The sequence below is a fragment of the Gilliamella sp. B2772 genome, from assembly GCF_026536985.1.
Taxonomy (GTDB): domain Bacteria; phylum Pseudomonadota; class Gammaproteobacteria; order Enterobacterales; family Orbaceae; genus Gilliamella; species Gilliamella apicola_E.
Genome location: NZ_JAFNNB010000001.1, coordinates 833,574 through 859,295, shown reverse-complemented (window position 1 = coordinate 859,295; position 25,722 = coordinate 833,574). Strand labels below are relative to the sequence as shown.

Genomic DNA, 25,722 nt, shown 5'->3' with positions numbered 1-25,722 from the left:
GAAATCGCATCTATTATTTAATCGTGGTGCAATTTTTGTTTTTGCTCAGCAACTTGATTAGCTCTATAAACATTATTTAAAACATTAATTAATGCTAATGCGGATGAATGAACAATATCAGTCGCAAGCCCAACACCGTGGAATTTGCGCCCTTTATATTCGGCAACGATATCAACTTGACCTAAGGCATTTTCACCTTGACCTTTAGAAGCTAATTGATATTTTACAATGGTAATTGGTTCACCGGTAATACGATTTATTGCCTGATAAACTGCATCAACTGGACCATTACCCGTTGCCGCATCTGAATATTTTTGATCGCCAATAATCAAACTTACTGACGCAGTTGAAACGACAGTAGAGCCTGATTGAACATTAAAATAATCTAAAACATAATGCTCTTGATCATCTTTAAGTTGATTGATAAATATCAAAGCTTCTAAATCATAATCAAAAACTTGGCCTTTTTTATCTGCAAGCTCTAAAAAAGCTTCATAAACTTGATCTAAATTATAATCGTTATCGTGGTAACCCAATTCTTCTAGGCGATGTTTAACAGCTGCTCGACCAGAGCGTGAAGTTAAATTTAATTGGATTTGATTTAAACCGATCGACTCTGGTGTCATGATTTCATAAGTTTCGCGGTTTTTTAATACACCATCTTGATGTATTCCTGAAGAGTGGGCAAAAGCATTGCTACCAATAACCGCCTTGTTAGACGGTATTGGTGTATTAGTAATTTGGCTTACAATTTGGCTGGTACGGTAGATTTCTTGATGATTGATATTAGTGTGAACGTTTAAGATATTTTGACGAACTTTGATCGCCATAATCACTTCTTCTAAAGCAGTATTACCGGCTCGTTCACCTAAACCATTCATCGCGCCTTCAATCTGCCGAGCACCTTCCTGAATCGCGCTAATCGAGTTAGCCACCGACATGCCCAAGTCATCATGACAATGAACAGAGATAATCGCTTTATCAATGTTCGGGACACGTTCAAATAAGGTACGAATAATGCCACCAAATTGATAAGGGACAGTATAACCGACAGTATCCGGAATATTGATCGTTGTTGCCCCTGCTTGAATTGCTGCTTCAACAATCCGACATAAGTTATCAATTGGGGTACGGCCTGCATCTTCACAAGAAAACTCCACATCATCTGTATAATTACGTGCACGTTTAACACAGTGCACCGCTCGTTCAACGACATCTTCAAATGTCATTTTTAATTTATCTTTAACATGTAAGGTTGATGTCGCCATAAAGGTATGAATACGAAATTGATCGGCTACTTTTAGCGCTTCAGCGGCAACATCAATATCTTTGTCAATACAACGAGACAACGCACATACACGACTATTCTTAATGGTTTTAGCGATAGTTTGTACTGATTCAAAATCACCAGGCGATGAGATAGGAAAACCAACTTCCATCACATCAACCCGCATTCTTTCTAATGCTAAAGCTATTTGTAATTTTTCTTTAACACTTAAACTTGCTTGTAACGCTTGCTCACCATCACGTAATGTTGTGTCAAAAATAATAATCTGATCGCTCATTGTTATTTCCTTTATATTTTGGTGCTATCTCGGTATTTCAAGTTAAGAAAACAAAAAACCCGCACTTTAGCGCGGGTTCTTGTTAATTTGTCGAGTTAAGTATTAAATCACTTTTACTCCACACACAAGCTATCCGCGCAAACTGATGCGAGGAGGAGGCTGAGTAGGAGGCTAGTAAATTTAATCATTAACTTCTCAATTCTTATATTACTTATTAAATATTATTGCATTTTTTATCAAAAATCTTCACACATGTCAAGAAAGATGTTTAAAATTTACCCTTTTACTTGATAAAACATTAGTTAAAATTTGTCTAACTATTAAGCTTTTATTTTGATTTATTGATGATGCATAATAAAGAACGTCAAGAATTGAATTGAAAAATAGTTTAATAGTATGCAAAATGGTAGGAGTTTAAGGGCATAAGCGATAAGGTGCCTGATAAGTACTTTTCAATAGATTCAAAATAATCATTTCAAAAATAAGAATGTTCATTATTTATGTATCATTTTTTGCTCTAAAAAATAGTTTTACACAAGTAACGCTATTTCAGAATTAATTATCAATTATTGGAGCCATTATGAATATTGTCGAAATTTCACAAAAACGTTATACCACCAAACATTATGACAAAACGAAAAAGATTCCCCAAGATAAGATTGAGCAGTTATTAACTGTTTTAAGAAACAGTCCGTCATCGGTCAACTCTCAACCGTGGCATTTTTATGTTATTGATAATGAAGCGGCCAAAAATAAAATTTTGCCGGCAATAGCTGATTTTAATCAACCACGTGTCACCGGCTCATCACATACTATTGTTTTTTGTATTAAAACTCCGTTGGATGAAGCCCATTTAGTTAATCTCCTTAATCAAGAAGAGAAAGACGGTCGTTTGCCTTCGGCGGAATTAAAGGCGTCTCAAGATCAGGGACGACGTTATTTTGTAAATTTAAATAGCAAAACACCTGAATCACAACAGTGCTGGGAAGGTAAACAAGCCTATATTGCATTAGGGCAATTGCTTTTTGCTGCTGCAGCAATTGGTGTTGATTCTACCGCAATAGAGGGTTACGATTCTGCTAAAATGGATGAAATTTTAGATCTTAAAAGCAAAGGATTGAAAAGCATTGTGGTTGCAACGTTAGGTTATCGTGCTCAAGATGATGGTAATGCGCATCGTCCAAAATCACGTTTGCCGAAAGATCAAATCTTCACCTTTTTATAATCTGATTAACATCCCACCTCGTATTAGGTGGGATGAGTAAAAAAGGTATGTTTTTATTTCACTGAATAATTTTTATAGTGTTTCAGTTTCTCTTCCAGCGCTTGTTGTTGTTCTAAACTAAACTCGTTATAAAAAAAGTAATACCCCGAACTCTCTTGTATGAAAAACACATAACCTTTTGATGTTTTATCTATTTTATGAAATTCAGCATAGTTAATATTAAAAGATCCAACTGTTTTTTTGTAATTGAATGTTAGATGATCATCATAAAAAATACAGGTCATACTGCCAAAGCGTTCATTCAATGTTAAAACCTGCTTTTTTGATTGTTTTTTAAAATTAGCCAAAAATAAGGTAAGTAATAAAATAGGCAGTATGAAAATTAGTACTGATAAAGTAGGATTTTTTGGAAATAGCAACAAACTCAAAAATAAAAGGATAGTAGATAAAATAAACATCCTTTTTCTTGAATTTCGAAATTGATAACAAATAAAAGCATATACTTTTTGATAGTCAAATTGATAATTTACCGTTGCTATTTCGGGTTGTTGGTTTTTGCTTAAATAAGGAGCCAGATAATCTTTTAGCAGCAGTAACTCATCCGGTTGAAACAGATCAAAACGAACAAATTCAAAAATAATCTTATTACTAAAAAAAAATAATCCAGTTGTGGTTTCTTTTATTTGATACAAATCAGAGTAATAGAAAGTACTGACTTCGTTTTTATCTCTATTTAGCTGTACTATTTTTTCATTATCGAAGGTGAAGGTAAAATTACGCATATTATCAGCAATCGAATCATCTAATTGCTGTGCAAAATCATTATCTAAACAATCTAGCAGTGCGTAATAAGTATCAACTAAATATTGTCGATCAATGTGGCAATTAACGGTGATATTACTCATCCTTGCTCCTAAAATGGTCTTTATCACTAATACTGTCAATTTAATTGATTATATATAAAACTGAGTAAATTGTATGTAAAAAACAAAACCGACAGTGAATAAATCTAATCAATTCGACAAATAACCCTAGACCCCATTGACAGAATCGTTACAATATACGGCATGACTTTTATAGCAAGTAAAATTAACTTGGCTATGATTAATTTAACAAACGGATGATGTTTTATGGCGCAATATGTTTATACCATGAATCGTGTTGGGAAGATTGTTCCTCCTAAACGTTATATTTTAAAAGATATCTCATTAAGTTTTTTCCCCGGTGCCAAAATTGGTGTTCTTGGCTTAAATGGGGCAGGTAAATCGACATTACTACGAATTATGGCTGGAGTGGATACCGAAATTGAAGGTGAAGCTCGTCCACAGCCGGACATAAAAATAGGTTATTTACCGCAAGAACCTAAACTTGATCCTAAACAAACTGTACGTGAAGCAATTGAACAAGCCGTTGGTGATGCCAAAAAAGCATTGGCTCGTTTAGATGAAGTTTATGCGGCTTATGTTGATCCAGATGCTGATTTTGACAAATTAGCCAAAGAACAAGCCGAACTTGAAGCCATTATACAATCGCAAGATGCGCATAATCTGGATAATCAATTAGAACGAGCTGCCGATGCGCTACGCTTGCCTGATTGGGATGCAAAAATCGAAAATTTATCGGGTGGTGAACGCCGTCGAGTGGCGATTTGTCAGTTATTGTTGGAAAAACCAGACATGTTATTAATTGACGAACCGACTAACCATTTAGATGCTGAATCTGTCGCATGGTTAGAACGCTTTTTACATGACTATGAAGGCACTGTGGTCGCCGTAACCCATGACCGTTATTTCTTAGACAATGTTGCTGGTTGGATTTTAGAGCTAGACCGTGGTGAAGGTATTCCATGGGAAGGTAATTATTCATCTTGGCTTGAACAGAAAGATCAGCGATTAGCGCAAGAAGCGGCAACCGAATCAGCTCGCCGTAAATCGATTGAAAAAGAGCTTGAATGGGTGCGTCAAAATCCAAAAGGTCGCCAAGCAAAAAGCAAGGCTCGTTTAGCGCGTTTTGAAGAATTAAATAACAATGATTACCAAAAACGTAATGAAACTAACGAACTCTTTATTCCGCCTGGGCAACGTTTAGGTGATAAAGTCATTGAAGTCGCTAATTTAACTAAATCATATGGCGATCGAGTATTAATCGATAATCTTTCTTTTAGTATTCCTAAAGGGGCGATAGTTGGGATCATTGGTCCAAATGGAGCGGGTAAATCGACGCTATTTAGAATGCTATCAGGTAAAGAACAACCAGATTCAGGAACTATCACATTAGGTGATACCGTACAACTTGCCTCTGTCGATCAATTCCGTGACAGTATGGATGATAATAAGACTGTTTGGGATGAAATTTCAAATGGGCAAGATATCATGCGTATTGGTAACTTCGAAATCCCAAGCCGTGCTTATGTTGGTCGCTTTAATTTTAAAGGTGTGGATCAACAAAAACGAGTTGGTGAATTGTCTGGTGGTGAACGTGGTCGGGTGCATTTAGCTAAATTACTTCAAGTTGGTGGTAATGTACTATTACTCGATGAGCCAACCAATGACCTTGATGTTGAAACACTGCGAGCGCTTGAAAATGCGTTATTAGAGTTTCCGGGCTGTGCATTAGTCATTTCGCATGACCGTTGGTTCTTAGACCGCATTGCAACTCATATTCTCGATTACCAAGACGAAGGGCATGTTGAGTTCTTTGAAGGTAACTTTACCGAATATGAAGAGTGGAAAAAACGGACTTTAGGCGCGGAGGCACTTGAACCTAAACGAGCCAAATATAAACGAATTACAAAATAACTTCATAAATTATTCCGCCGAAAGTTATCGGCGGATTTATCAATCTCTAATCAATAAAAATTTAAAGCAAGGATTTAGATGTCTTAACCAACTTAGCAAAAGTATCGGTTAATAATCTTGGAATTGCTGTAATACCTCGAGCTTTAGCATCATCACACACTGCAATAGCCAAATCTGGTTTTGAACTTTTATGGATCGCCTTTTGAATAATTTTGGGTACCGACATATCAATATGAGCAACGGTATTATAAGCAGCTAATTTATAGACATGACTAAAGCCATGTTTGAATAAAAAGTTTTCAATATCACGCGCGGGTAATACAGTAATATAATCGTTTAGATTTTCACCTGGAGCACATTGTGATTGCACGGTTTCGGCATATTTTTTACCTGCCATATCACCATCAGTAATCACGTACCAACGAATGCCCATTTTATTTGCATAATGGATTAATGGTTTTAAACCACATTGCGCAAATTCTAACAATTGAATTCCTTCCGAACTTAAGTGATAACCACTTTGTTCTGCGAGCTCTCTTAATAACCACACTTCAGTTTCACCCTCAACCAGTAACCAACAACGGGCAAATAGGGCTGTAGGGCGTCGATAAAGGACATGGAACAAAATGCGTCGACTATCGGCAACACTCAATGAATGAGGTGAAATGTACTTAGTGACAATTTGATCTGGAAGTCGGATTAATCGATAAATACTCTCCAAAGGAAATAACGACACCAAATCACTTGAATTAGAGGTAATAATTTTTTGAGCGGGTAAATTTTTCAATAATCGAAAGCCAACCGATAAAATAATTGGATGTAGCTGACTTTCTGGCTCTTCCAAAATTAAAATAGGGACTGAACTGTGTGATAGTGGATTATCACCCTTAGCATTAACAATAGAACCAAATATACCTAAAAGGGCAGTACGTAAATAATCATTATCCAAATCATCCAAAATATTATTGATGCGCTCAAGAGAATTCCAATCTTCTATTTTTGGACTATTTTTTTGCGCCATTTTTTTATAATTAGAACGTTGTTGATAATCAACAAAATAGTATTCTAATAATGAACGAGCAGCTTGTAATCCTCGATTAAGTTCAGCTTGGCTCAATTGCTCTGAGTGGGCTTTTAACTGTTCGGAAAGTTGGTCAATAAAGTGTTGTGATAAAGGTTGATTAGTAACAGGTAAATCTTTAGCATTAATCGAATTTTTAAGCGGCATCACTGGATTCAAATTAATTAAAATAGCAATTAATAACTTAGAATCATCTAATTTTAACAACTGTCCGTGCTCATTTAACAAATGATGCTCAGTGATAATACTATCACCACTTTTTTGAGCACTCATTTGGTAAGTAATTCGATATAAATTATCTAACTGCGAGCTATAGCTAACGGCTTGCAAAGGTTGATAAGCTTGTTCATTTAATTGATTTGGATAGGATTCACAATAGACAACATTTATTGAGATATGATTACCATCATTATCATTATCATAATAGAAATCTGAATCGACAAACTGATAAAACTTATTATCTAGAGTTAGCAACTTTAACGCACTAAGTAAACTTGATTTCCCCCATTGATTTTCACCAATTAGAACGCTTGATTTAGCGTTAAGTTTTAACGAAAGTTGCTTAATTCCTCTAAACCCTTTGATATCAATTTGTTCAATAAACATGACATATCCTTATGGTTAAAGTTGGTACTTTTCAGTTCGTTTCGCAATGCGCTCAGCTTTACGCTTAGCACTATCAATTAACTTATGCTCATCACGTACAATGGCTTTAATGGGTTTATTAAAATAGGTTCTTAAAAAACGCCAAATATCTCGCTGAGTTAGTCCAATATTAATTGATGAAAAGTAAAGCCCAATTAAATCTTTATCACGCCAACGCGTCGGGACTTTATCACGTGTTTGTGCTCGATGAAGATCAATTACAGAAAGTTTTATTTCTTCACTATTTTCATATAACGGTAAATCCAACAAAAAATGACACAAATAACAATCACGGTGATTGACACCCGCGCCGTGCATTTTAGCGGTCATATTAGCTAAATAAATAGTTAACGAACGTTTTAAATGATAGCTAGGTGGATTGTTTAACCATGGTCGAGTAAAATCCTCTAAACTAATGGTTGGATTAAGATCTTTAGTAATAATAAACGAATGCCGAGTAAGCGGATTTAATCCCTTGCGCCCAAAAGCGCGCCCATCCATCGTATTAACACCAACTTGCTCTAAACGATGAATTGCATCCCACTCTTGTTTAGCATCTAGAACTGGCAAACGTAAAGAAATAAGGTTTTTTACAATCTCTTTAACCGTGCTGCCACGATGAATTTTAATAAAATAAGATTCACCATCCAACTCAAAATTAAGGGTTTTTCTTTGTTTAACCGCACGATAAACTTTACCTGAAATTAATTCAACTTCAGTGAATGGATCTTTACCTAACCATAACTCTTTAAAGGGTGATTTTAGTTTGATTTCATTCATAACGACATCCTAAAATAATGTCTGCTGCGCGTTGTGCTAGATGATATAAATCTTCACTATCACCATAAGCAATCGCATGATTATGCCAATTACCCCATTGCTCCTTATCACTAATAGACCGTTTTAACGCTTGATTCAATGTGCTTTGATCATAAGGTTCTGGCAGCACAATGCCGGCATTAGCTTGGCTGATATGATAAGCATACCCAGAAATACCCGACACAATCACCGGTACCCCAGCCGCTAAAGCTTCAATCAATACCATGCCTGCGGCTTCTTGCCTTGCCGGATGCAACAAGAGATCGGCTGAAAATAGAAAATCAGGAATATCATTACGACCGGAGAAAAAACGCACTTGTTTACTAATGCCTAAGTCATCGGCTAACTTCTGATAAGGTTCAGGATTATCCTGTCCTACGACCAGATAGCTAACTTTCTGCCTAAGCGCATCGGGTAAAGCTGCAATAGCTCTCAAAGAACGGTCAACCCCCTTACGTTTAAAATCTGACCCAATTTGCACAATTACAAAATCATCTAAGCTAATTTGATTAGCTTGTCGAAATTGTTCACGTTTTTTGGGGCTATCAGCACAATATTTTCGATCTAAAGCAATCCCTGGCGGTAATAAAAAAAATCGTTCATCTTGGGTATGATAGTGATTCTTAAAATCTTGAATTTGTTGCTTAGTGAGCACCATGATTTTAGTTTGTGAACTTCGCGAAAATACTGAATTTTCAAATACTAAATAGTGCTTGCAACGTTTCGATAATCTATAAAAAAAGCCTTTATGAGCGGCTTTTTCAGCAAAACAAGTATCTCCAGCAAAATAGACATCCAAATCAGGCATTTTATTAAAACCCACCACACAGTTTACTGGATTAGCTTGTATGTGAGCCTTCACCCAATGATAATAGGCTTGATTTCGGCTATGGTTAGAGAATCCTTTTTGGGGCACGATAATAATATCAATCCCAGCTGGTTTATCACCTTGCCAGTCCAATACATAAACACGGATCTGATGTCCACGAGCTTGGCAAGCGGTAGCAATTTGCAAGAAATCACGTTGTAACCCGCCAAAAGGGAAATATTTATAAATACAAAAAGCTAGTTGCATCTAGATTGCCTCAAGTCAGAAAGGAATATTATATACTCACTCTTGATTGATGCGCAAAGCTTGATTTTGCCTACAAGGATGGTTAAGACTATTTATAAATTCCAGTATTTAAGAGTGAAATAGTAAAAACTAAATAGAATCTAAAAGCGATTTTAACGGTTAGAATCGCAAATAATTATCTTTTCATTTCTTATTAACAATATTAAAAGAACTAAAAAATAAATGATTGTTTTAGACATGTTCAAAGCACTTTATATCAAAGTAAATTCATAGCTAAAACTATTTTTCTGAAGAGAATCTAACATTATTTTTTATAAGCTTACAAAAAGCTATATTTTATATTATATTAGCAAACTTAGTTTTTATTAATGGATAAGAGAAGATTAGTATGAATAAGGACATTTTTTTTAATAACAAATATGTTATTTTATTTCTCTTTCTCGTTGTGTGCTTCACATGGGGAACGACATGGATTGGAATAAAAATTGCTGTTGAAACTGTTAACCCTTTGTTAGCCGCTGGTCTGCGCTTTGTTATCGCATTTCCTTTTTTAGTATTAATTACAATTATTGCTAAATCACCAATACTGTTTCCTCGAAAATCATTCCATTTTTTTCTACTATTAACGTTATTTTATTTTACCATTCCTTATTATTTAATTAGTTTTGGTGAACAATATGTATCGTCAGGTTTAACCTCATTGTTATTTAGCACCATGCCGATTTTTTCAATTATTTTCGCTAAGATAATCTTAAAAGATAAAATATATATAAATCAGGTAATAGGTATTACAGTGGGATTTTTATGTTTGATGTACATTTTAATCTCTGAAGGTTTTATTCTTTCCTATAGCGATTTTTGGGGCGTAATATCAATACTGTTAGCGGCATTGATGCATGGTTTTTTATATGTTTACTCCAAAAAAGCTGGCGAAGGTATAAATGTATTTACCTTCAATACCCTACCGATAGGCGTTGCGGGTATCGCACTTTGTTTGTTAAGTTTTACTTTTGAAGAAAATAATTTTCAAACTATCTCGTTAAATAGCTGGTTAGCATTAATTTATCTCGGTATTTTTGCATCCGTATTTGGCTTTATTGCTTATTTCTTTTTATTAAAACGAATGAGCCCGGTAGTATTGTCATTTATTTTCATTATTTTCCCGGTCGTTGCTATTTTTATTTCATCGATTTATGAGCATAAAATCATTTCAACTAACTTCATCATTTGTACAATCATTATGTTGTGTGGGTTTGCTATAACAAAATTACCTGTCAATGTTTTTAAAAAGTGGATAAAGAGCGGCAAAAATAGAGACAATCAATAAATCGTTACTTCAACAAAAGGTTAACTTGATTTTTTGATTCAGACATCGATTGACTTTGAATGGTTTTAACACTTATCAAAGTCAATCCTTATCTACTATGATTGAATCCTGTTTTATCTACACTTTTTAGATAATTAAAATTATAGCAAGTTGCAACTAAATGATTGATAGCAAAGTTAAGCTATAGCAATATTATAACTCAAAGCGATAAGTGTCATTAATTGCACTACCTTGCGCACCAAATTGGCGTAAATTATTATCAACCGCATTCATCGATTGCCAATGGTTTTCGCACCAATCAGGGGCAAGTAGGGTGGGTTTGCGGGCATTGGCGGAGATACGGTGGTATAAAATATTGGCAGGGGTTTGCCGGATAATATCACCAGCAATATCGACATACTGCTCTAAGGACAATACATCAAGCCGACCCGCACGCCATGCTTTAGCCATAATACTACCTTCTACAATATGTAGTGGATGTAGTTTTAAACCATCAACACCGCTATTTAAAACACAATCTAGCGTAATTAAATTATCTTGCTTAGTTTCTTTAGGTAGACCAATAATTAAGTGAGTACAAACTTTTATACCAAGTCTACGCGCCTTTTGAACGGTTTGATGATAAACATCGAACGTATGTCCACGATTAATACTGTGTAAGGTTTTATCATGAGCGGTTTGTAAGCCAAGCTCCAGCCAAACTTCAAAGCCTTTAGCATGATAACTGGCAAGTAAATCGAGCGCTTCATCCGGCACACAATCAGGGCGAGTACCAACACAAAGTCCAACAATATCGGCATTATTAAGTGCTTCTTCATACATATTTTTGAGTATTTCGACTTCGGCATAAGTACTGGTATAAGCCTGAAAATAAGCAAGATAGCGCTTAGATTTTTTCATCTGATGCGCCTGTTGGGCAAGTTGCTGTGAAATGGTTTTGACTTGAATCGACTCATCGATAATCGATGCGACATTACAAAAGGTGCAACCGCCTACACCGATAGTTCCGTCCCGATTAGGACAGCTAAAACCGCCATGTAAGGTGAGTTTATAGATTTTTTCGCCATAACGGCGTTGCAGGTCAGCACCAAACGTATTGACCACTAAATGAAGTTGCATAATCAGCCAAAAATAAAATTTTGCCTATTTTACGAAGCGAATGAGTTAAATTCAACCGATGATAAATTTTTATATACAATTGACGTAACTTTAGTCGGCTTTTCTTTAAGATGTTTTGAAACGAACACTATGGTGTAACATATTATGCCGTAATAAGTTTTATTGATGATTTTTAGAATCGCAATATTTTCAAAGCTTAATACTGAGAAAATTATACGAGTAATCTAATCTTTTTATTTTTCTGTACCTAGAAAATAAGATGTTTCAGTTTCTACCTTACTATCATCTTTCCAATCTTGGATATCTCTTTCATATTGTATTAATTCGACCTGATCACCTTTTTTATAATTGCGTAATTGAAAGGCTTTTTCTAATCCTACTTCTAACTCGTAAGGTTTATCATTGGGTAAAAAACAACCATGATCTGCGCGCCCCCTCTTTTCCGATTTCGTAATTAACACCTTGATATCAAATACACTTTTTTCATGTTCCTGTTCGCCTTCGCCAATAGAAAAAATACCCTGTTGTGGATCTTCTAATAATGTCCCGGTTAGCAAACAGAGATTTTGGAAAGAGGCAGTAGCTATCTGACTGAATAAAATACAAATAATAAAACTTATTATGCGGCAAATCGTTTTCATAGCGTTAATAGACTCGGTAAGACAAATTTCCAATATTATTCAAAAAATTTAATTAAAAAAAAAGCGTTTTTTTGTCTAGTCCTGATACTTTTACAAGTCGTTTGATTTTTTATTAACTGGCTAAAAAACAATAATTGCGATCTTCTGCTTTACTATAAATATTTTTTATAATTCAAAAAAAGGATTGAAATCGTTGGCTGATTAAGTAAGGATATTCGTTATGCTGTTTTCCATACTTGAAAACAATAATTAAGTCAAAAAGTCAATGTAATCCAAAAACAAGGAGTCAATATGTTTAGTAAAGAAATGACTATTGCCGATTATGATAAGGAATTATGGGACGCCATTAAGGGTGAAGAGCAACGTCAAGAAGATCATCTCGAATTAATTGCCTCCGAAAACTATACCAGCCCAAGAGTGATGCAGGCACAGGGTACTCAATTAACTAACAAATATGCTGAAGGCTATCCAGGTAAGCGTTATTATGGTGGTTGTGAATATGTTGATATTGTTGAGCAATTAGCGATTGAACGAGCCAAAGCGTTATTTGGTGCAGATTATGCCAATGTACAACCACATTCAGGATCACAAGCGAATTTTGCTGTTTATATGGCGTTGTTAAAACCGGGCGATACTGTGTTAGGTATGAATTTGTCGCAAGGTGGTCATTTAACTCATGGTTCACCAGTTAGTTTTTCCGGTAAACTCTATAATGTGGTTGCTTATGGCGTTGACGAAACTGGGCATATTGATTATGACCAATTAGCGAAAACGGCCTTAGAGTCAAAACCGAAAATGATCATCGGTGGTTTTTCAGCTTACTCAGGCGTGGTTGATTGGAAGCGTATGCGTGAGATTGCTGATAGTGTAGGCGCTTTCTTATTTGTAGACATGGCACACGTGGCCGGCTTAGTAGCAGCAGGGGTTTATCCAAATCCTGTCCCATTTGCACATGTAGTGACAACCACAACGCACAAAACGCTTGGCGGACCTCGTGGTGGACTTATTTTGGCCAAAGGTGGCAGTGAAGAACTTTATAAAAAATTAAATTCAGCTGTATTCCCTGGCGCACAGGGTGGTCCATTAATGCATGTCATTGCTGCCAAAGCAGTTGCATTAAAAGAGGCGATGGAACCAGCATATCAAGAATATCAAAAACAAGTTGTTAAAAATGCTCAGGCGATGGTTGATGTAATTATCAAACGTGGCTACAAAGTCGTGTCTGGCGAAACAAAAAATCATTTATTCTTAATTGATTTGGTTGATAAAAAGATAACCGGTAAAGAGGCTGATGCCGCTTTAGGTAGTGCTAATATCACCGTCAATAAAAATAGCGTACCTAATGATCCACAAAGTCCATTTGTGACATCTGGCGTTCGAATTGGTACACCAGCCATAACTCGTCGAGGTTTTAAAGAAGAAGAATCTCGTGAATTAGCCAACTGGATTTGTGATGTATTAGATAACATTGATGATGAACAAGCGATTCAAGCAGTTAAACAAAAAGTTTTGGCAATTTGTCATCGATTACCTGTTTATCAACATTAATATTCTCGCCGACGTTATGTCGGCGAAATTATTATAAAATATTAGTTTTGAGTTGTTTTTTGAGTCATTTGTTGCTGCTGCTTAACATAATTGGCAATATCATCTTTAAACCATACTGCACTGCCAACAAGTAATACACCAACTAAGATAGCTGACCAAAATATTATCCGTGCTTTTTTATTACGTTTTCTTAAAGGATCACTTAAGTTTCGTTTAGCATTGGCTGGTAATTCGGCCTTACTGGTCAGTAGCCCACCAAGAAGTAAATTGATTTTTACTTGCCCATTGATTGCCCAACCTGAAGCTTCGAGCAATGGACCTAATGTTCTTCTTCTTAATTTTAACCAAGCTAAAATGACTGATGGCCCAGATATAATTAAGAATAAACCTAAAATCACCAATGGAAATTGCCACCAGGAAAGAGAAAAAATAGCCTGAAAAATGGTAGCTAGTGCAGTACCAATCGCGCCTATTGCTAAGCCAATCGCAGCAAATATGCCAACACTCTTACCAATATCAAATTTATTTTCTGGACTTTGCACAGCTTGGGTACTGGTCTTTTCAATATCTGCGTCTTTATTGCTTGCCCATTTATTGATCTGTTCCGTGATTAATCGACCAATACGTTGATAAGGTGCCCAAATTGCTTGTTGAATACTAATTGGCTTACTAATCATTTTGACCACATTAGCATCCCAATCATTACCAGCATTATCAATAAACACCCCATTACGGCCTTCCATTAATAAATCACCTTGTCCGGCGGTTATGGCAGCGACAATCGTCTGTTTCTGACCTAGCCTTGTACATTCACAATACAGTAAACATAGCTCTGAATAATTTGCCATTGTTGAATGTTTAGCGATGTTTTCAACGGCAACACAAAGCGTAGCACAGCGACCATCAATATAAAGCTTGCCTAATTGAAAAGCGGCATAATGGTCAAGTGAGAAGAACTCGGCAAATGAAGCAAAGTTAATCAATAAACGATAAAGATGTTTTTGAAAAAGTACTAACTTTTCTAACACAAAAACATCCGAAGCTGAAATAGGCGTTTTATTATCTTGTTCGACCATTTTCTCAAATTCATCTAATAAATTATCATTGATAAAATGAGTGATCTGATCGGCGGAAATATCCTCAATACTCGCCGTTGGTTTAGTTGCAACACTTAACTGCTCTATATCGGGTTTAGAACTAATTAATGTCGCGTAGGCATCAAGACTAGTTTGAATATTTTGCCACTCTTGTTGTGTTAAATGATTTGGATCGGATAAGTGAGAAGCCACTAAAGCCCTAAATCGGGTGATTTTACTTTTCCAAAGTGGGTTAAGCCCATTAACGAGATCCAATGAATTATTAGTATCAATCTTTGATAAAGGCAGTTCAGAAAGTGCTTCATCTGAAAGTAATCCATTTTGAGAAGGGACAATATATTTCTCATCAACATTTAATGCCGTTTGTGCTTGAGGCGCATATTGAGCTAATTCAACACGAAGAAAATAATCATCAATTTTGGGTTTGAGCTCTTGAACTAATTTCCATATTTCTGAGCGATTTTCCCCAAAAGGTGTTTGGGTATTGCTGATATTAGTTTGCCACGCTTGCCAACTTTTTAGATTTTTAACAAAGGTTTGGGCTATTTCCAGATTTATCCCATCTTGCCCACTCATATCTTTTTGCCCGCCAGTAGTCTTAATGGCTGTTTGGATAAAGCTTTGCATTTCAGGCGATAACTCAGCAGAAGGTGGAAAAATCAAATCACCATTGTAGAGCTTGCTGGCATTAATTTTTAGTGATTGTTGGACATCATCTTGAGTCAAATAATCGGCTTGGCTTTTATTTAAATTGGCCAAAATACTATGCGCTGTAACTAATAATTTTTTACCTTGCTCGGTTGAATCATCAATTTGTGATAACGACAAAGTTTCGGATGATTGAATAATAGTATCGAAAGAGACGATTTTATCTTTTACCCAACTAATCGCATCTAAAATATCAGGAATACGGATGCGTCCATCTTTATCAGAATCTAATAACTCTAATGTTCTTTGATCAAAATCTAAACCGGTAGTCGGGCAACTTAGTGCAACCCATAATTTTGGATCTAAATTGGGCAAATTGATAATGTCATTGGCATTTTTTAAAACGACTTGATCTAAACCACCAACACGCTGAAATGTCCAAGTATGACTCATAATCACCTCCATACTAAAATATTATTAATTTATTCAATTTATTAATAAGTATAGCAGTATTTATTTTTAGAAGAGAAAAGGAATGCTCATATTTAAGAGCTGTAATATATCTTTGATAATTGATTGCCAATTGCAACTTTATGATAGAATAACGCCTTATTATTTAATATCCAAATAAAAAATATGTCATTAATAAATCTTACCAATGCTTATCTGTCATTTAGTGATGCACCACTACTTGACCATATTGATATGTCGATTGAAATCAATGAACGAGTCTGTCTTGTTGGTCGTAACGGTGCAGGTAAATCAACACTGCTAAAAGTACTTAACAAAGAAATCCCATTGGATGAGGGTCAGATCGTTTATGAAAGTAACGTTGTTGTCTCTCGATTACAACAAGATCCGCCTCGAGATATTCAAGGTAATGTTTTTGACTTTGTAGCTGAAGGATTAAAAGAGCAAGCTCAATTATTGAAAGATTATTATGCATTATCACATTTGGTTGAAACGGATCCAAGTGAAAGTAATCTATCTAAATTAGCTAAAATGCAAGAACAGCTTGATCACCAAAACGGTTGGCAACTGGATAATCGTATTCGTAATGTTATTTCTTCACTATCGTTAGATGGCGACGCCTTATTATCATCATTATCAGGTGGTTGGCTACGTAAAGCGGCATTGGCAAAAGCCCTCGTTTGCCAACCTTCAGTTCTATTACTAGACGAGCCAACCAACCATTTAGATATCGAAACCATTAAATGGCTCGAAGAGTTCTTAAAAAGCTTTAATGGTAGCATTGTGTTTATATCGCATGACCGATCTTTTATTCGGCAGATGGCGACTCGGATTATCGATTTGGATCGCGGTAAAGTCGCCTCTTGGGGTGGCAATTATGATAGTTATTTACTTGGTAAAGAAGAGGCATTACGCGTCGAAGAGCTGCAAAATGCGGAATTTGATAAAAAATTAGCACAAGAAGAAGTCTGGATCCGCCAAGGAATCAAGGCCCGTCGAACACGTAATGAAGGACGTGTTCGAGCACTTAAAGCCATGAGGCAAGAATACTCACAGCGTCGCCAAGTTATGGGTAGCGCTAAAATGCAAATTGAAGAAGCATTACGTTCAGGAAAAATTGTATTCGAGCTGGAAAATGTCACTTATCAAATTGAAAATAAACGACTGGTTAATGACTTTTCCGTGCAAGTATTACGAGGCGATAAGATCGCTTTAATTGGACCGAACGGTATTGGTAAAACGACATTATTAAAACTAATGTTAGGCAGCCTAGCACCAACATCAGGAAGTGTGCACTGTGGAACCAAACTCGAAGTTGCTTACTTTGACCAGTATCGACTAGAACTCGATCCCGAAAAAACTGTTATGGATAACCTTGCGGAAGGTAAGCAAGAAGTGATGGTAAATGGTCGTTTAAGACATGTGCTTGGCTATTTACAAGATTTCCTCTTTCCGCCAAAACGCGCTAGAACCCCAGTACGAGCACTATCTGGTGGAGAGCGCAATCGTCTATTACTCGCAAAACTCTTTTTGAAACCAAGTAACTTATTAGTACTTGACGAACCAACCAATGATCTCGATATTGAAACGTTAGAATTATTAGAAGAACTGGTTAATGATTATCAAGGAACGGTTTTACTCGTTAGCCACGACAGACAATTTGTTGATAACGTGGTGACTCAATGTTGGTTTTTTGAAGATCAAGGGCGAATTGGAATATATGCTGGTGGTTACACTGACGCACTACAACAGCAAGCACAATCAATGAGTGCACAAGTTACTAATAGCAAAAGTCATGAATCGGTTAAAAATGACCCAGCAAAAACGGAAAAAAAGAAGGTAAAATTAAGCTATAACGAACAACGAGAATTGGCACAGTTACCCAATAAAATTGAAGAACTTGAAACAGCGATTGCTGATTTACAAGCACAAATTGGCCATAGTGACTTCTTCAATCAACCACATGAAGTCACCAGCCCAATATTACAATCTTTAGCCGATAAAGAAGCGGAACTTGAAGCCGTGTTCGAACGTTGGGAACAATTAGAAGCATTAACACAATAAGCGCTCACTATGAGCGCTAATTTACCAAGTCTTTCTTGAAATAAAGCAGAAAAGTATAAGTGTCAAAATCACAAAAATAGCACCGACAAAGCCAATGTAATGGGTAGACAAATAGACTAATACTTGGCTACCCACAAAAGCGCCTCCACCAATACCGATATTATAAATACCGGAATAAACCGAAGTTGCAATATCGGCAGCATCAGGTGCAGCATCAATCACTTTACTTTGCATCACCATACTAATAACGGTAATCGAAAGCCCCCAGACCATCCCTTGTAATATTGCGGTGATGAGGCTGAACGAACAAACATAAAGCGATAATAGACAGATTATTAATAGTAGTGCAGGAACAACAAATATCGCAACAGGGTGGGCATCAGCATACCTAGCAAAAATAACGCTACCAATCATCCCTGAAAAACCAACGGCTAATAACAAGTTAACTATCACGTGCTCATCAAAACCGCCAACATTAATCATAAACGGCGTAATATAAGTATAAGCCGTAAAATGACCAGTAATCATAATTGCCGTTAACAAATAAATATTTAGCAATACAGGGCGTTTAAGAACTTTAGGAATATCTTTGACTAAAATCTTGTTCAAACTTGGTACAGAAGGTAACAAGTAGAGCAACGATAACATGACACAAAAAGCAATAAAACCGATACATAAAAAAGTTACTCGCCAGCCAACCAGTTGCCCAATCATGGTTCCAATTGGAATACCTAAAACAGTTGCCATTGAAGTACCAACCACAATAAAGCCCATGGCTTTAGCTTTTTTACCATTTGGCGCTAACCGAACCGCTAAAGGCGTAGTAATAGCCCAAAATACCGCATGAGCGCAGGCAATACCAATCCTCGCAACCATTAAACTGTAAAAACTCCAAGCAAAGCCAGCAAGGATATGGCTACCAATAAACAAACAAAACAGAAAAATCAAAAGTTTTCGGCGATCCATCCTTGACGTTAAAACCGTTAACGGCAAAGACAACAACGATACAGCCCAAGCATAAATCGTTAATAACAACCCAGCATGAGCAACATCCATCGAAAAACTTTCGGCAATATTGGGTAGCAACCCAACCGGTACAAATTCTGTTGTATTAAATATAAATGCAGCAAAAGCAAGGCAAAAGATCGATGACCAGATTCGAGACCGGTGGTTAACTTTTCTCATGATTAGTTTTAAGAAGGGATTGATATTTAATAGCGTGATTATAGCTGAATATGTTTTACGATTAAACAGAGAAAACAAATAAATAATAAGATCAAATTAAATCATTTAACCACAGTACTGCTTTAATGGATTATAATATTACCACCTAAATCATTCTTCGATTAACTATCATGAATCAAATTCTTATCACAGTTTGTCTATTAACCTGTAGTAATATTTTTATGACTTTTGCTTGGTATGGGCATTTACGCTTTTTGCATAATCAAGCTTGGATTGTGGCTGTATTGGTTAGTTGGGGGATAGCATTATTTGAGTATTTGCTACAAGTACCTGCAAACCGTATCGGCTTTCAAGTCGCCAGTGCGGGGCAATTGAAAATTATTCAAGAAGTGATTAGCCTATCTGTATTTATTCCGTTTTCAATTTACATATTAAAAGAACCATTCAAAACTGATTACATCTGGGCGGGGCTATGTCTACTTGGTGCAGTTTTTTTATGTTTAAAGATAAAATTTTAGCATAAAACCAATCTACAGCACGCATGATGATATTGGTTGTTAACGCCTAACAACCAATATCATTTCGACTATAACGCCTTAAATGAAATATCCGGTAAAATGGTTTCACCTTGCCAATAAAGCTGACTAGCAACTTGTGCGGCAATATGACAATATAGCTGGGTAAACTCACTATCAGGATGACTAATAACCGTCGGCTTGCCGGAATCTAAATCTTGACGTAATAAACGGTGAAGAGGAATCTGACCCAGTAATTTCGTATGATATTTTTCAGCCAAATGCTTAGCCCCCTCCTCACCAAAAATCGCTTCGTGATGCCCACAATTTTCACAGATGTGATAACTCATATTTTCGATAATACCAAGGGTAGGGATGTTAACCTTATTAAACATCACAATCCCTTTTTGGGCATCAATTAAAGCAATATCTTGTGGCGTCGTCACAATCACAGCAGCAGTAACCGGAATATTTTGGGCTAGAGTTAATTGAATATCTCCTGTCCCAGGTGGCATATCCATAATCAAATAATCAATTTCAGGCCAAAGCGTATCTTCCAAAATCTGACACAATGCTTTACTTGCCATTGGTCCACGCCACACCATAGCATTATCAGGCTCAACCAAATAACCAATAGAATTACTCGCAAGACCATAGGCCATAATTGGTGACATATGTTTATTATCCGGTGTTACTGGTTGCTCTTTTTCGGTGCCGAGCATGGTAGGAATAGAAGGACCATAAATATCCGCATCTAAAATCCCCACTTTAGCCCCTTGCTTTTGTAATGCTAAAGCTAAATTAACCGCGGTTGATGATTTACCAACTCCACCTTTGCCCGAACTTACCGCAATAATATTTTTAACATTATTGATAGGATGATTATTATTCGCCCGCTTTAACGTCGCAATATTATAGTTAATCTTCCAATTAACCTTTTCAACCCCATCCAACTTAAGTAACTGAGGTGTAACTGTTGTTTTCAGGTCTTCAAAGCCAGTTTGCCAAGCAAAAGGCATCACTAAGCTAATTAGCAGTTCTTGGTTAGCCTGTTCACATTGAGTAATTGCGCCAAGCTCAATCAAATTTTTGGATAAAGTGGGATGAGTAAAATTCTCTAGAATTTTTTTTGCTTCCATGGTTATTAGCCTTAACTGTTATCAACAAGTTTTATACTCATATTGCTTCAAATAGATATGATTATCGATATTGTTTTAACTTGATAAGAGTGCTCCCTCTTTCTGATAGAATGATATCCATTCCCAGCACAATATCGCTCAAAGTATATAAAGAATTTTTATCAAATTATGGCATAAATCTGGCGATAATCCCACGATTGATGTACTATTTCCGCCATTATGTAATAAAAGGTATTAATTCAATATGACAACTCAACGCAAAATATTGGTAACTTGTGCGCTTCCTTATGCAAATGGTGCAATTCACTTAGGTCATATGCTCGAACATATTCAAGCAGATGTATGGGTACGCTATCAACGTATGCGTGGCAATGAGATCTATTTTATTTGCGCTGATGATGCTCATGGTACGCCAATTATGCTTAAAGCACAGCAATTAGGCATCACCCCAGAACAAATGATAGATGAAGTTAAAATTGAGCATCAACGTGATTTTGCCGGTTTCAATATTAGTTACGATAATTACCACTCAACCCATAGCCCTGAAAATCGGGAAATATCTGAAAAGATCTACAAACGATTAAAGGCTAATGGCTATATTAAAACCAAAGTGATATCACAACTATTCGATCCCGAAAAAAAGATGTTTTTACCGGATCGTTTTGTTAAAGGGACTTGCCCTCGCTGTAAATCACCAGACCAATATGGCGATAACTGTGAAGTTTGTGGTGCAACTTATAATCCGATTGATTTAATTAATCCGCAATCAGTGGTATCGGGTGCAACGCCGATCATGAAAGATTCTGAGCACTTCTTTTTTGACTTGCCTGCGTTTTCCGATATGTTACAAGCGTGGATCCGTTCAGGAACATTGCAAGATCAAGTGGCTAACAAAATGCAAGAGTGGTTTGAAGCAGGCCTACAACCATGGGATATCAGTCGTGATGCGCCATATTTTGGTTTTGAAATTCCCGATGCACCGGGCAAATATTTTTATGTTTGGTTAGATGCGCCAATCGGTTATATGGGATCATTCCTCAATTACTGTAATAAACACAACAAACCGATTTTTGATCAGTTTTGGAATAAAGATTCAACCACTGAACTTTACCATTTTATCGGTAAAGATATTGTCTACTTCCATAGCCTGTTTTGGCCGGCAATGTTAGACGGTAGCGAACATCGTAAACCTTCTAATATTTTTGTCCATGGCTATGTCACTGTCGACGGGGCGAAGATGTCAAAATCACGTGGCACCTTTATTCAAGCAAGTACCTATTTGAAACATTTAGATCCTGACTGTTTGCGTTACTATTATGCAGCCAAACTCTCGCCACATATCGATGATATCGATTTAAATTTAGAAGATTTTGTGCAACGGGTGAATAGTGATTTAGTTAACAAAGTGGTGAATATTGCATCCCGTTCGGCTGGTTTTATCAGTAAACGTTTTGGCGGTAAATTATCCGCCAATCTTGCAGAGCCGGAACTTTATGCTTTATTCGTTGAAAAATCAAAAGTTATCGCTGATTATTTTGAACAACGTGAATCCGGTAAAGCGATTCGTGAAATTATGGCATTGGCTGATGAAGCGAATCGCTATATCGATGAAAAAGCACCATGGGTGGTGGCTAAACAAGAGGGACAAGATCAAGCATTACAAGATATTTGTTCTATGGGTATTCATCTATTCCGCATTTTAATGACCTATTTAAAACCAGTCGTGCCGTCATTAGCGGAGCGCAGTGAGGCGTTTTTAAACAGCCAATTAACCTGGGACACGATTGATAAACCATTAACTGGGCACACGATCAACCAATTCAAAGCCCTGTTTAACCGTATAGATATGGATAAAATTACTGCTATGATTGAAGAAACCAAAACTGCTTTAGCAACACCTGCCAAAGAAAAAGTGGCAGAACCTATTGCTGACACTATCAATTTTGATGACTTTGCCAAAGTTGATATGCGTGTTGCGTTAATTAAAAATGCCACGGTGGTTGAAGGGTCGGATAAATTATTGCAGTTAACACTGGATATTGGCGATGAAACTCGCAACGTATTTTCCGGTATCAAACAGTTCTATCCTGATCCTGCGGTTTTAGTCGGTAAACTAACCATAATGATCGCTAACTTAGCGCCGCGTAAAATGCGTTTTGGTATCTCAGAAGGCATGGTACTTTGTGCAAGCGGTAAAGATGATAGTGAAGGTGTTTACCTATTATCACCAGATAGCGGGGCAAAACCGGGTATGCGAATTTCGTAATCCTCTAAATTATCGACATCTTAACAAGTTAAATGCTTGTTAAGATGTATTTAGGATGATAATTGAATATAAAATTGGTTTTCGTGTTTGGCAAGTTTTGTGAATTTAATTATAAATGTTTACTTAACCAGCTATCATGCAACCATTTTTGTGTTTGACGACCAGCTCGAATAAAGTCCCATTCAACATCTCTTTCAAATACCATTATAGTCTCATCAGGTGCAATAATTGTCCAGAAGTAGAGACCTGTGTTTAGATCACGGCATTTTACTTTCATACCGGTTAAAGTCATTTTTTTTCCGTCAACTATAATCTCTTCATCATGAGTATTTATCCAATTATTATTATAGTTTTTTAATAAATCTGGTGCATAATTTTCAAGAAATATGAGCGTTATTGCTAATGCTTTATCTTTGGTTACTTGCGCTTCAGTTGATTGATATTGAGGTAATAATCTGACAAATCCTTGTAATTTTCCAGAATTATCATCAAGCAAAAATGAAATATGTTGATGTTTAAGATGCATTGTTTGTTTTGGTTCAAAACGGTATAACGTTACCGGTTGCTTGTTGTGCAATCCTTTATGTGTTAACACTAAATTAAAATTAAGCTCATTATTTAGCAATAACTGTTGCAAGTTTGGCGTAAGTTGGTTACTGATGTTCGCTGATTGTGTTGAGTCCATAGTTGTTTCCTTTATTGGGTTAAATTGCTTGGCATAACATATTGAATAAAATCCACTTAAGAACAATATGAGTATGGTTAAATGTTTTATCATAAATTGATATCCTTAATGATTAGTCCTTAAGTTGATAACAAGTTGTATTGCACAGATTAAAAGTAAAATAGACAACACTATTATCAAAATAAGCGGGTTGATTAGTGTCGGCAAGAAAGCACCAAGGCTTGCACCGATAAATAAAATGCAGGTATAAAGTGAAGTTGCAATACCGCGATCTTTTATCTCTGATTGGGTTGCTACACAAACAATCATGGAAGGAACCGCATAGGCAAGACCAATAATTAACACGCAATGTGAAAGATAAAGAATAAAGAGCATGTTTAATTGATCATTAATAAAAAACGTATGTATAAATAATGACAATGCCATTAAGCAAAGTGCTAGCGCAAGAACATATGAAGGTTTGATCACTTTAAATAAATAACTGGCGGTTAAACTAAATAACATAGCAACCATGCCGATGTTTCTTAACGTTGGCACATATGCACTGAGTGAGCTATGGTGTAAAACAGAATAAAGCGAGACAAAGCTAAGTAGTACAAATGATGCGCATAGATATATTGGCAATAATTTTTTATTAGTGAGTATATTCGGTAACTTACAAAATATTGAAAAAAGAGTTACTTTTGGCAAAGCGTGATTGTTCTGTTGGTTTTTAAGACGGTAAAAGTAAAAGATAATTGCGCCAGATGCATAAATACAGCCTAAAAACCACATTGCGTTATAAAGTGAATTTGAAATCAATAGCGATCCTAGCCATTGACCAATCGTTGCTGCAAGTAAAAATGCGCAACTGATCATAGAAATTGCTTTAGATTTATAACTATCCGGCAGATTAATTGAAACCCAAGCCAAAGCAACAGGCGGAAACGCTGCGGCACAAAAGCCTTGAATAGCACGAACAAATAGTAATAAATAGTAGTTTTGTAGCAGTGGTAAGATAAAACTTACACAGGCAAGTAGTAACAAGCCAATAATCAATGTTAAATCCTTGCCTATTCGATCTGATAAACTCCCCCAAATAATCAATCCGATAGCGTAAAAGATGCCAAATAAAGAGGTTAAAAATCCTATATTATTAGCTGTGGCGAGCTCAACAAATTGCAATAAATTGCTTGAAACAGGCATGAGCAAATAGAGCTGCGTAACAACAGCCAGAGCGAGTAAAGGAATGCATAGATTACCTATAATTAGTTTATATTTCATGTGCGGTTCTCAGTGTTCAATTATTGTAGTTAAAATACAATAATTGTAATATAAGATCAATTGTGTTTTAAATACAACATTATTTGTTGTTTAATGATATTGTGCTCTATAATGAGGTCTTCATTTTGGGTCTAAATAGGTTTTTGATATGGAAAAAAACTCATTAAAAAATTCTTATGATAACTTTTTATCAAAAGTGATTGTGGGTATTGGTGAAGTTTCAGAAATGACTAAAATTCCAGTAAGAAAATTGCGTTATTGGGAAGAAAAAGGCATCATCAATACAGTCGACCCGCAATCTAAATCGCGTCAATTTGATTTAGCGAATATTAAAAAGATCATTCTTATTCAAGAGTTGATTGATGATGGATATTCGTTAGACGGTGCAGCTAAAAAAATTGAAGAAAGAATCAGTAAGATTGGATCGTTGATGAGTTTGATTGAAATATAATCATATCCAGATCCGCAATTTTTTCTTATAATATAATTCTTTTTCAATCCTATATAGTTGAAAAGTAGGAGGGGGAGGTTTAAAATTCAGGCTTG

20 protein-coding genes are annotated in these 25,722 nt (G+C 36.0%); 8 read left to right on the top strand and 12 right to left on the bottom strand.

The window, feature by feature from the left end:
* Positions 1-17: 17 nt before the first annotated feature.
* Entirely contained in the window at positions 18-1,565 is a 1,548-nt protein-coding gene (gene leuA / locus J3T98_RS04085; RefSeq protein ID WP_065734235.1) for a 2-isopropylmalate synthase, read from the bottom strand.
* A gap of 580 nt (positions 1,566-2,145) precedes the next feature.
* Here leuA and nfsB point away from each other — a divergent pair.
* Entirely contained in the window at positions 2,146-2,790 is a 645-nt protein-coding gene (nfsB, locus tag J3T98_RS04080) for an oxygen-insensitive NAD(P)H nitroreductase (RefSeq protein ID WP_065562275.1), read from the top strand.
* Positions 2,791-2,843: 53 nt separating this feature from the next.
* On the opposite strand, the gene J3T98_RS04075 is transcribed toward nfsB, so the two are convergent.
* Positions 2,844-3,695 (bottom strand): YcxB family protein, encoded by an 852-nt coding sequence (locus J3T98_RS04075; protein ID WP_267342419.1) that lies wholly within the window; start codon positions 3,693-3,695, stop codon positions 2,844-2,846.
* Between the two features lie 225 nt (positions 3,696-3,920).
* Between J3T98_RS04075 and ettA the strand changes: the two genes are divergently transcribed.
* Complete coding sequence (gene ettA / locus J3T98_RS04070; protein ID WP_267362199.1) at positions 3,921-5,588, top strand: energy-dependent translational throttle protein EttA; 1,668 nt, start codon at positions 3,921-3,923, stop codon at positions 5,586-5,588.
* Positions 5,589-5,649: 61 nt separating this feature from the next.
* On the opposite strand, the gene J3T98_RS04065 is transcribed toward ettA, so the two are convergent.
* From J3T98_RS04065 to J3T98_RS04055, 3 genes are read right to left on the bottom strand one after another with little or no spacing between them, the layout of a single operon-like run.
* On the bottom strand, positions 5,650-7,275 hold the full coding sequence (locus J3T98_RS04065) for a DUF2813 domain-containing protein (protein WP_267336743.1): 1,626 nt from the start codon (positions 7,273-7,275) through the stop codon (positions 5,650-5,652).
* 15 nt (positions 7,276-7,290) lie between these two features.
* Entirely contained in the window at positions 7,291-8,094 is an 804-nt protein-coding gene (gene rfaP / locus J3T98_RS04060) for a lipopolysaccharide core heptose(I) kinase RfaP (protein ID WP_267338224.1), read from the bottom strand.
* The gene (locus tag J3T98_RS04055; RefSeq protein ID WP_267362198.1) at positions 8,087-9,208 is read right to left on the bottom strand and encodes a glycosyltransferase family 4 protein; all 1,122 of its coding nucleotides are present in this window, start codon (positions 9,206-9,208) and stop codon (positions 8,087-8,089) included. Before J3T98_RS04055 ends, rfaP begins: the two co-directional genes overlap by 8 nt.
* 388 nt (positions 9,209-9,596) lie before the next feature.
* Here J3T98_RS04055 and J3T98_RS04050 point away from each other — a divergent pair, with 388 nt between their 5' ends.
* On the top strand, positions 9,597-10,535 hold the full coding sequence (locus tag J3T98_RS04050; RefSeq protein WP_267352788.1) for a DMT family transporter: 939 nt from the start codon (positions 9,597-9,599) through the stop codon (positions 10,533-10,535).
* 192 nt (positions 10,536-10,727) lie between these two features.
* Here the strand turns inward: J3T98_RS04050 and J3T98_RS04045 are convergent, their stop codons facing one another.
* A complete protein-coding gene (locus J3T98_RS04045) occupies positions 10,728-11,654 on the bottom strand; it encodes a TIGR01212 family radical SAM protein (protein WP_065562268.1) in 927 nt (308 codons plus the stop codon).
* A gap of 233 nt (positions 11,655-11,887) precedes the next feature.
* Entirely contained in the window at positions 11,888-12,295 is a 408-nt protein-coding gene (locus J3T98_RS04040; protein WP_065562267.1) for a DUF1218 domain-containing protein, read from the bottom strand.
* 291 nt (positions 12,296-12,586) lie between these two features.
* Here J3T98_RS04040 and glyA point away from each other — a divergent pair, with 291 nt between their 5' ends.
* Positions 12,587-13,843, top strand: coding sequence for a serine hydroxymethyltransferase (glyA, locus tag J3T98_RS04035; RefSeq protein ID WP_065562266.1), 1,257 nt, complete (start codon positions 12,587-12,589; stop codon positions 13,841-13,843).
* 41 nt (positions 13,844-13,884) lie between these two features.
* Here glyA and J3T98_RS04030 read toward each other — a convergent pair whose 3' ends face one another.
* The gene (locus J3T98_RS04030) at positions 13,885-16,041 is read right to left on the bottom strand and encodes a hypothetical protein (RefSeq protein ID WP_267362197.1); all 2,157 of its coding nucleotides are present in this window, start codon (positions 16,039-16,041) and stop codon (positions 13,885-13,887) included.
* A gap of 183 nt (positions 16,042-16,224) precedes the next feature.
* Here J3T98_RS04030 and J3T98_RS04025 point away from each other — a divergent pair, with 183 nt between their 5' ends.
* Positions 16,225-18,123, top strand: a complete 1,899-nt coding sequence (locus J3T98_RS04025) for an ABC transporter ATP-binding protein (protein WP_267362196.1) — start codon at positions 16,225-16,227, stop codon at positions 18,121-18,123.
* 21 nt (positions 18,124-18,144) lie between these two features.
* Here J3T98_RS04025 and J3T98_RS04020 read toward each other — a convergent pair whose 3' ends face one another.
* Positions 18,145-19,308, bottom strand: coding sequence for a sugar transporter (locus J3T98_RS04020; RefSeq protein ID WP_267336748.1), 1,164 nt, complete (start codon positions 19,306-19,308; stop codon positions 18,145-18,147).
* 170 nt (positions 19,309-19,478) lie between these two features.
* On the opposite strand from J3T98_RS04020, the gene J3T98_RS04015 reads away from it, so the two are divergent.
* Positions 19,479-19,826, top strand: coding sequence for a DMT family protein (locus J3T98_RS04015; RefSeq protein WP_267362195.1), 348 nt, complete (start codon positions 19,479-19,481; stop codon positions 19,824-19,826).
* A 68-nt stretch (positions 19,827-19,894) separates the two neighbouring features.
* Here the strand turns inward: J3T98_RS04015 and apbC are convergent, their stop codons facing one another.
* Complete coding sequence (apbC, locus tag J3T98_RS04010) at positions 19,895-20,962, bottom strand: iron-sulfur cluster carrier protein ApbC (RefSeq protein ID WP_267330090.1); 1,068 nt, start codon at positions 20,960-20,962, stop codon at positions 19,895-19,897.
* Between the two features lie 244 nt (positions 20,963-21,206).
* On the opposite strand from apbC, the gene metG reads away from it, so the two are divergent.
* Positions 21,207-23,228, top strand: a complete 2,022-nt coding sequence (gene metG, locus J3T98_RS04005) for a methionine--tRNA ligase (RefSeq protein WP_267362194.1) — start codon at positions 21,207-21,209, stop codon at positions 23,226-23,228.
* A 109-nt stretch (positions 23,229-23,337) separates the two neighbouring features.
* Here the strand turns inward: metG and J3T98_RS04000 are convergent, their stop codons facing one another.
* On the bottom strand, positions 23,338-23,913 hold the full coding sequence (locus tag J3T98_RS04000; RefSeq protein ID WP_267362193.1) for a hypothetical protein: 576 nt from the start codon (positions 23,911-23,913) through the stop codon (positions 23,338-23,340).
* A gap of 105 nt (positions 23,914-24,018) precedes the next feature.
* Positions 24,019-25,176, bottom strand: a complete 1,158-nt coding sequence (locus J3T98_RS03995; protein ID WP_267362192.1) for an MFS transporter — start codon at positions 25,174-25,176, stop codon at positions 24,019-24,021.
* A gap of 148 nt (positions 25,177-25,324) precedes the next feature.
* Here J3T98_RS03995 and J3T98_RS03990 point away from each other — a divergent pair, with 148 nt between their 5' ends.
* A complete protein-coding gene (locus J3T98_RS03990; protein WP_267362191.1) occupies positions 25,325-25,627 on the top strand; it encodes a MerR family transcriptional regulator in 303 nt (100 codons plus the stop codon).
* Positions 25,628-25,722: the final 95 nt, after the last annotated feature.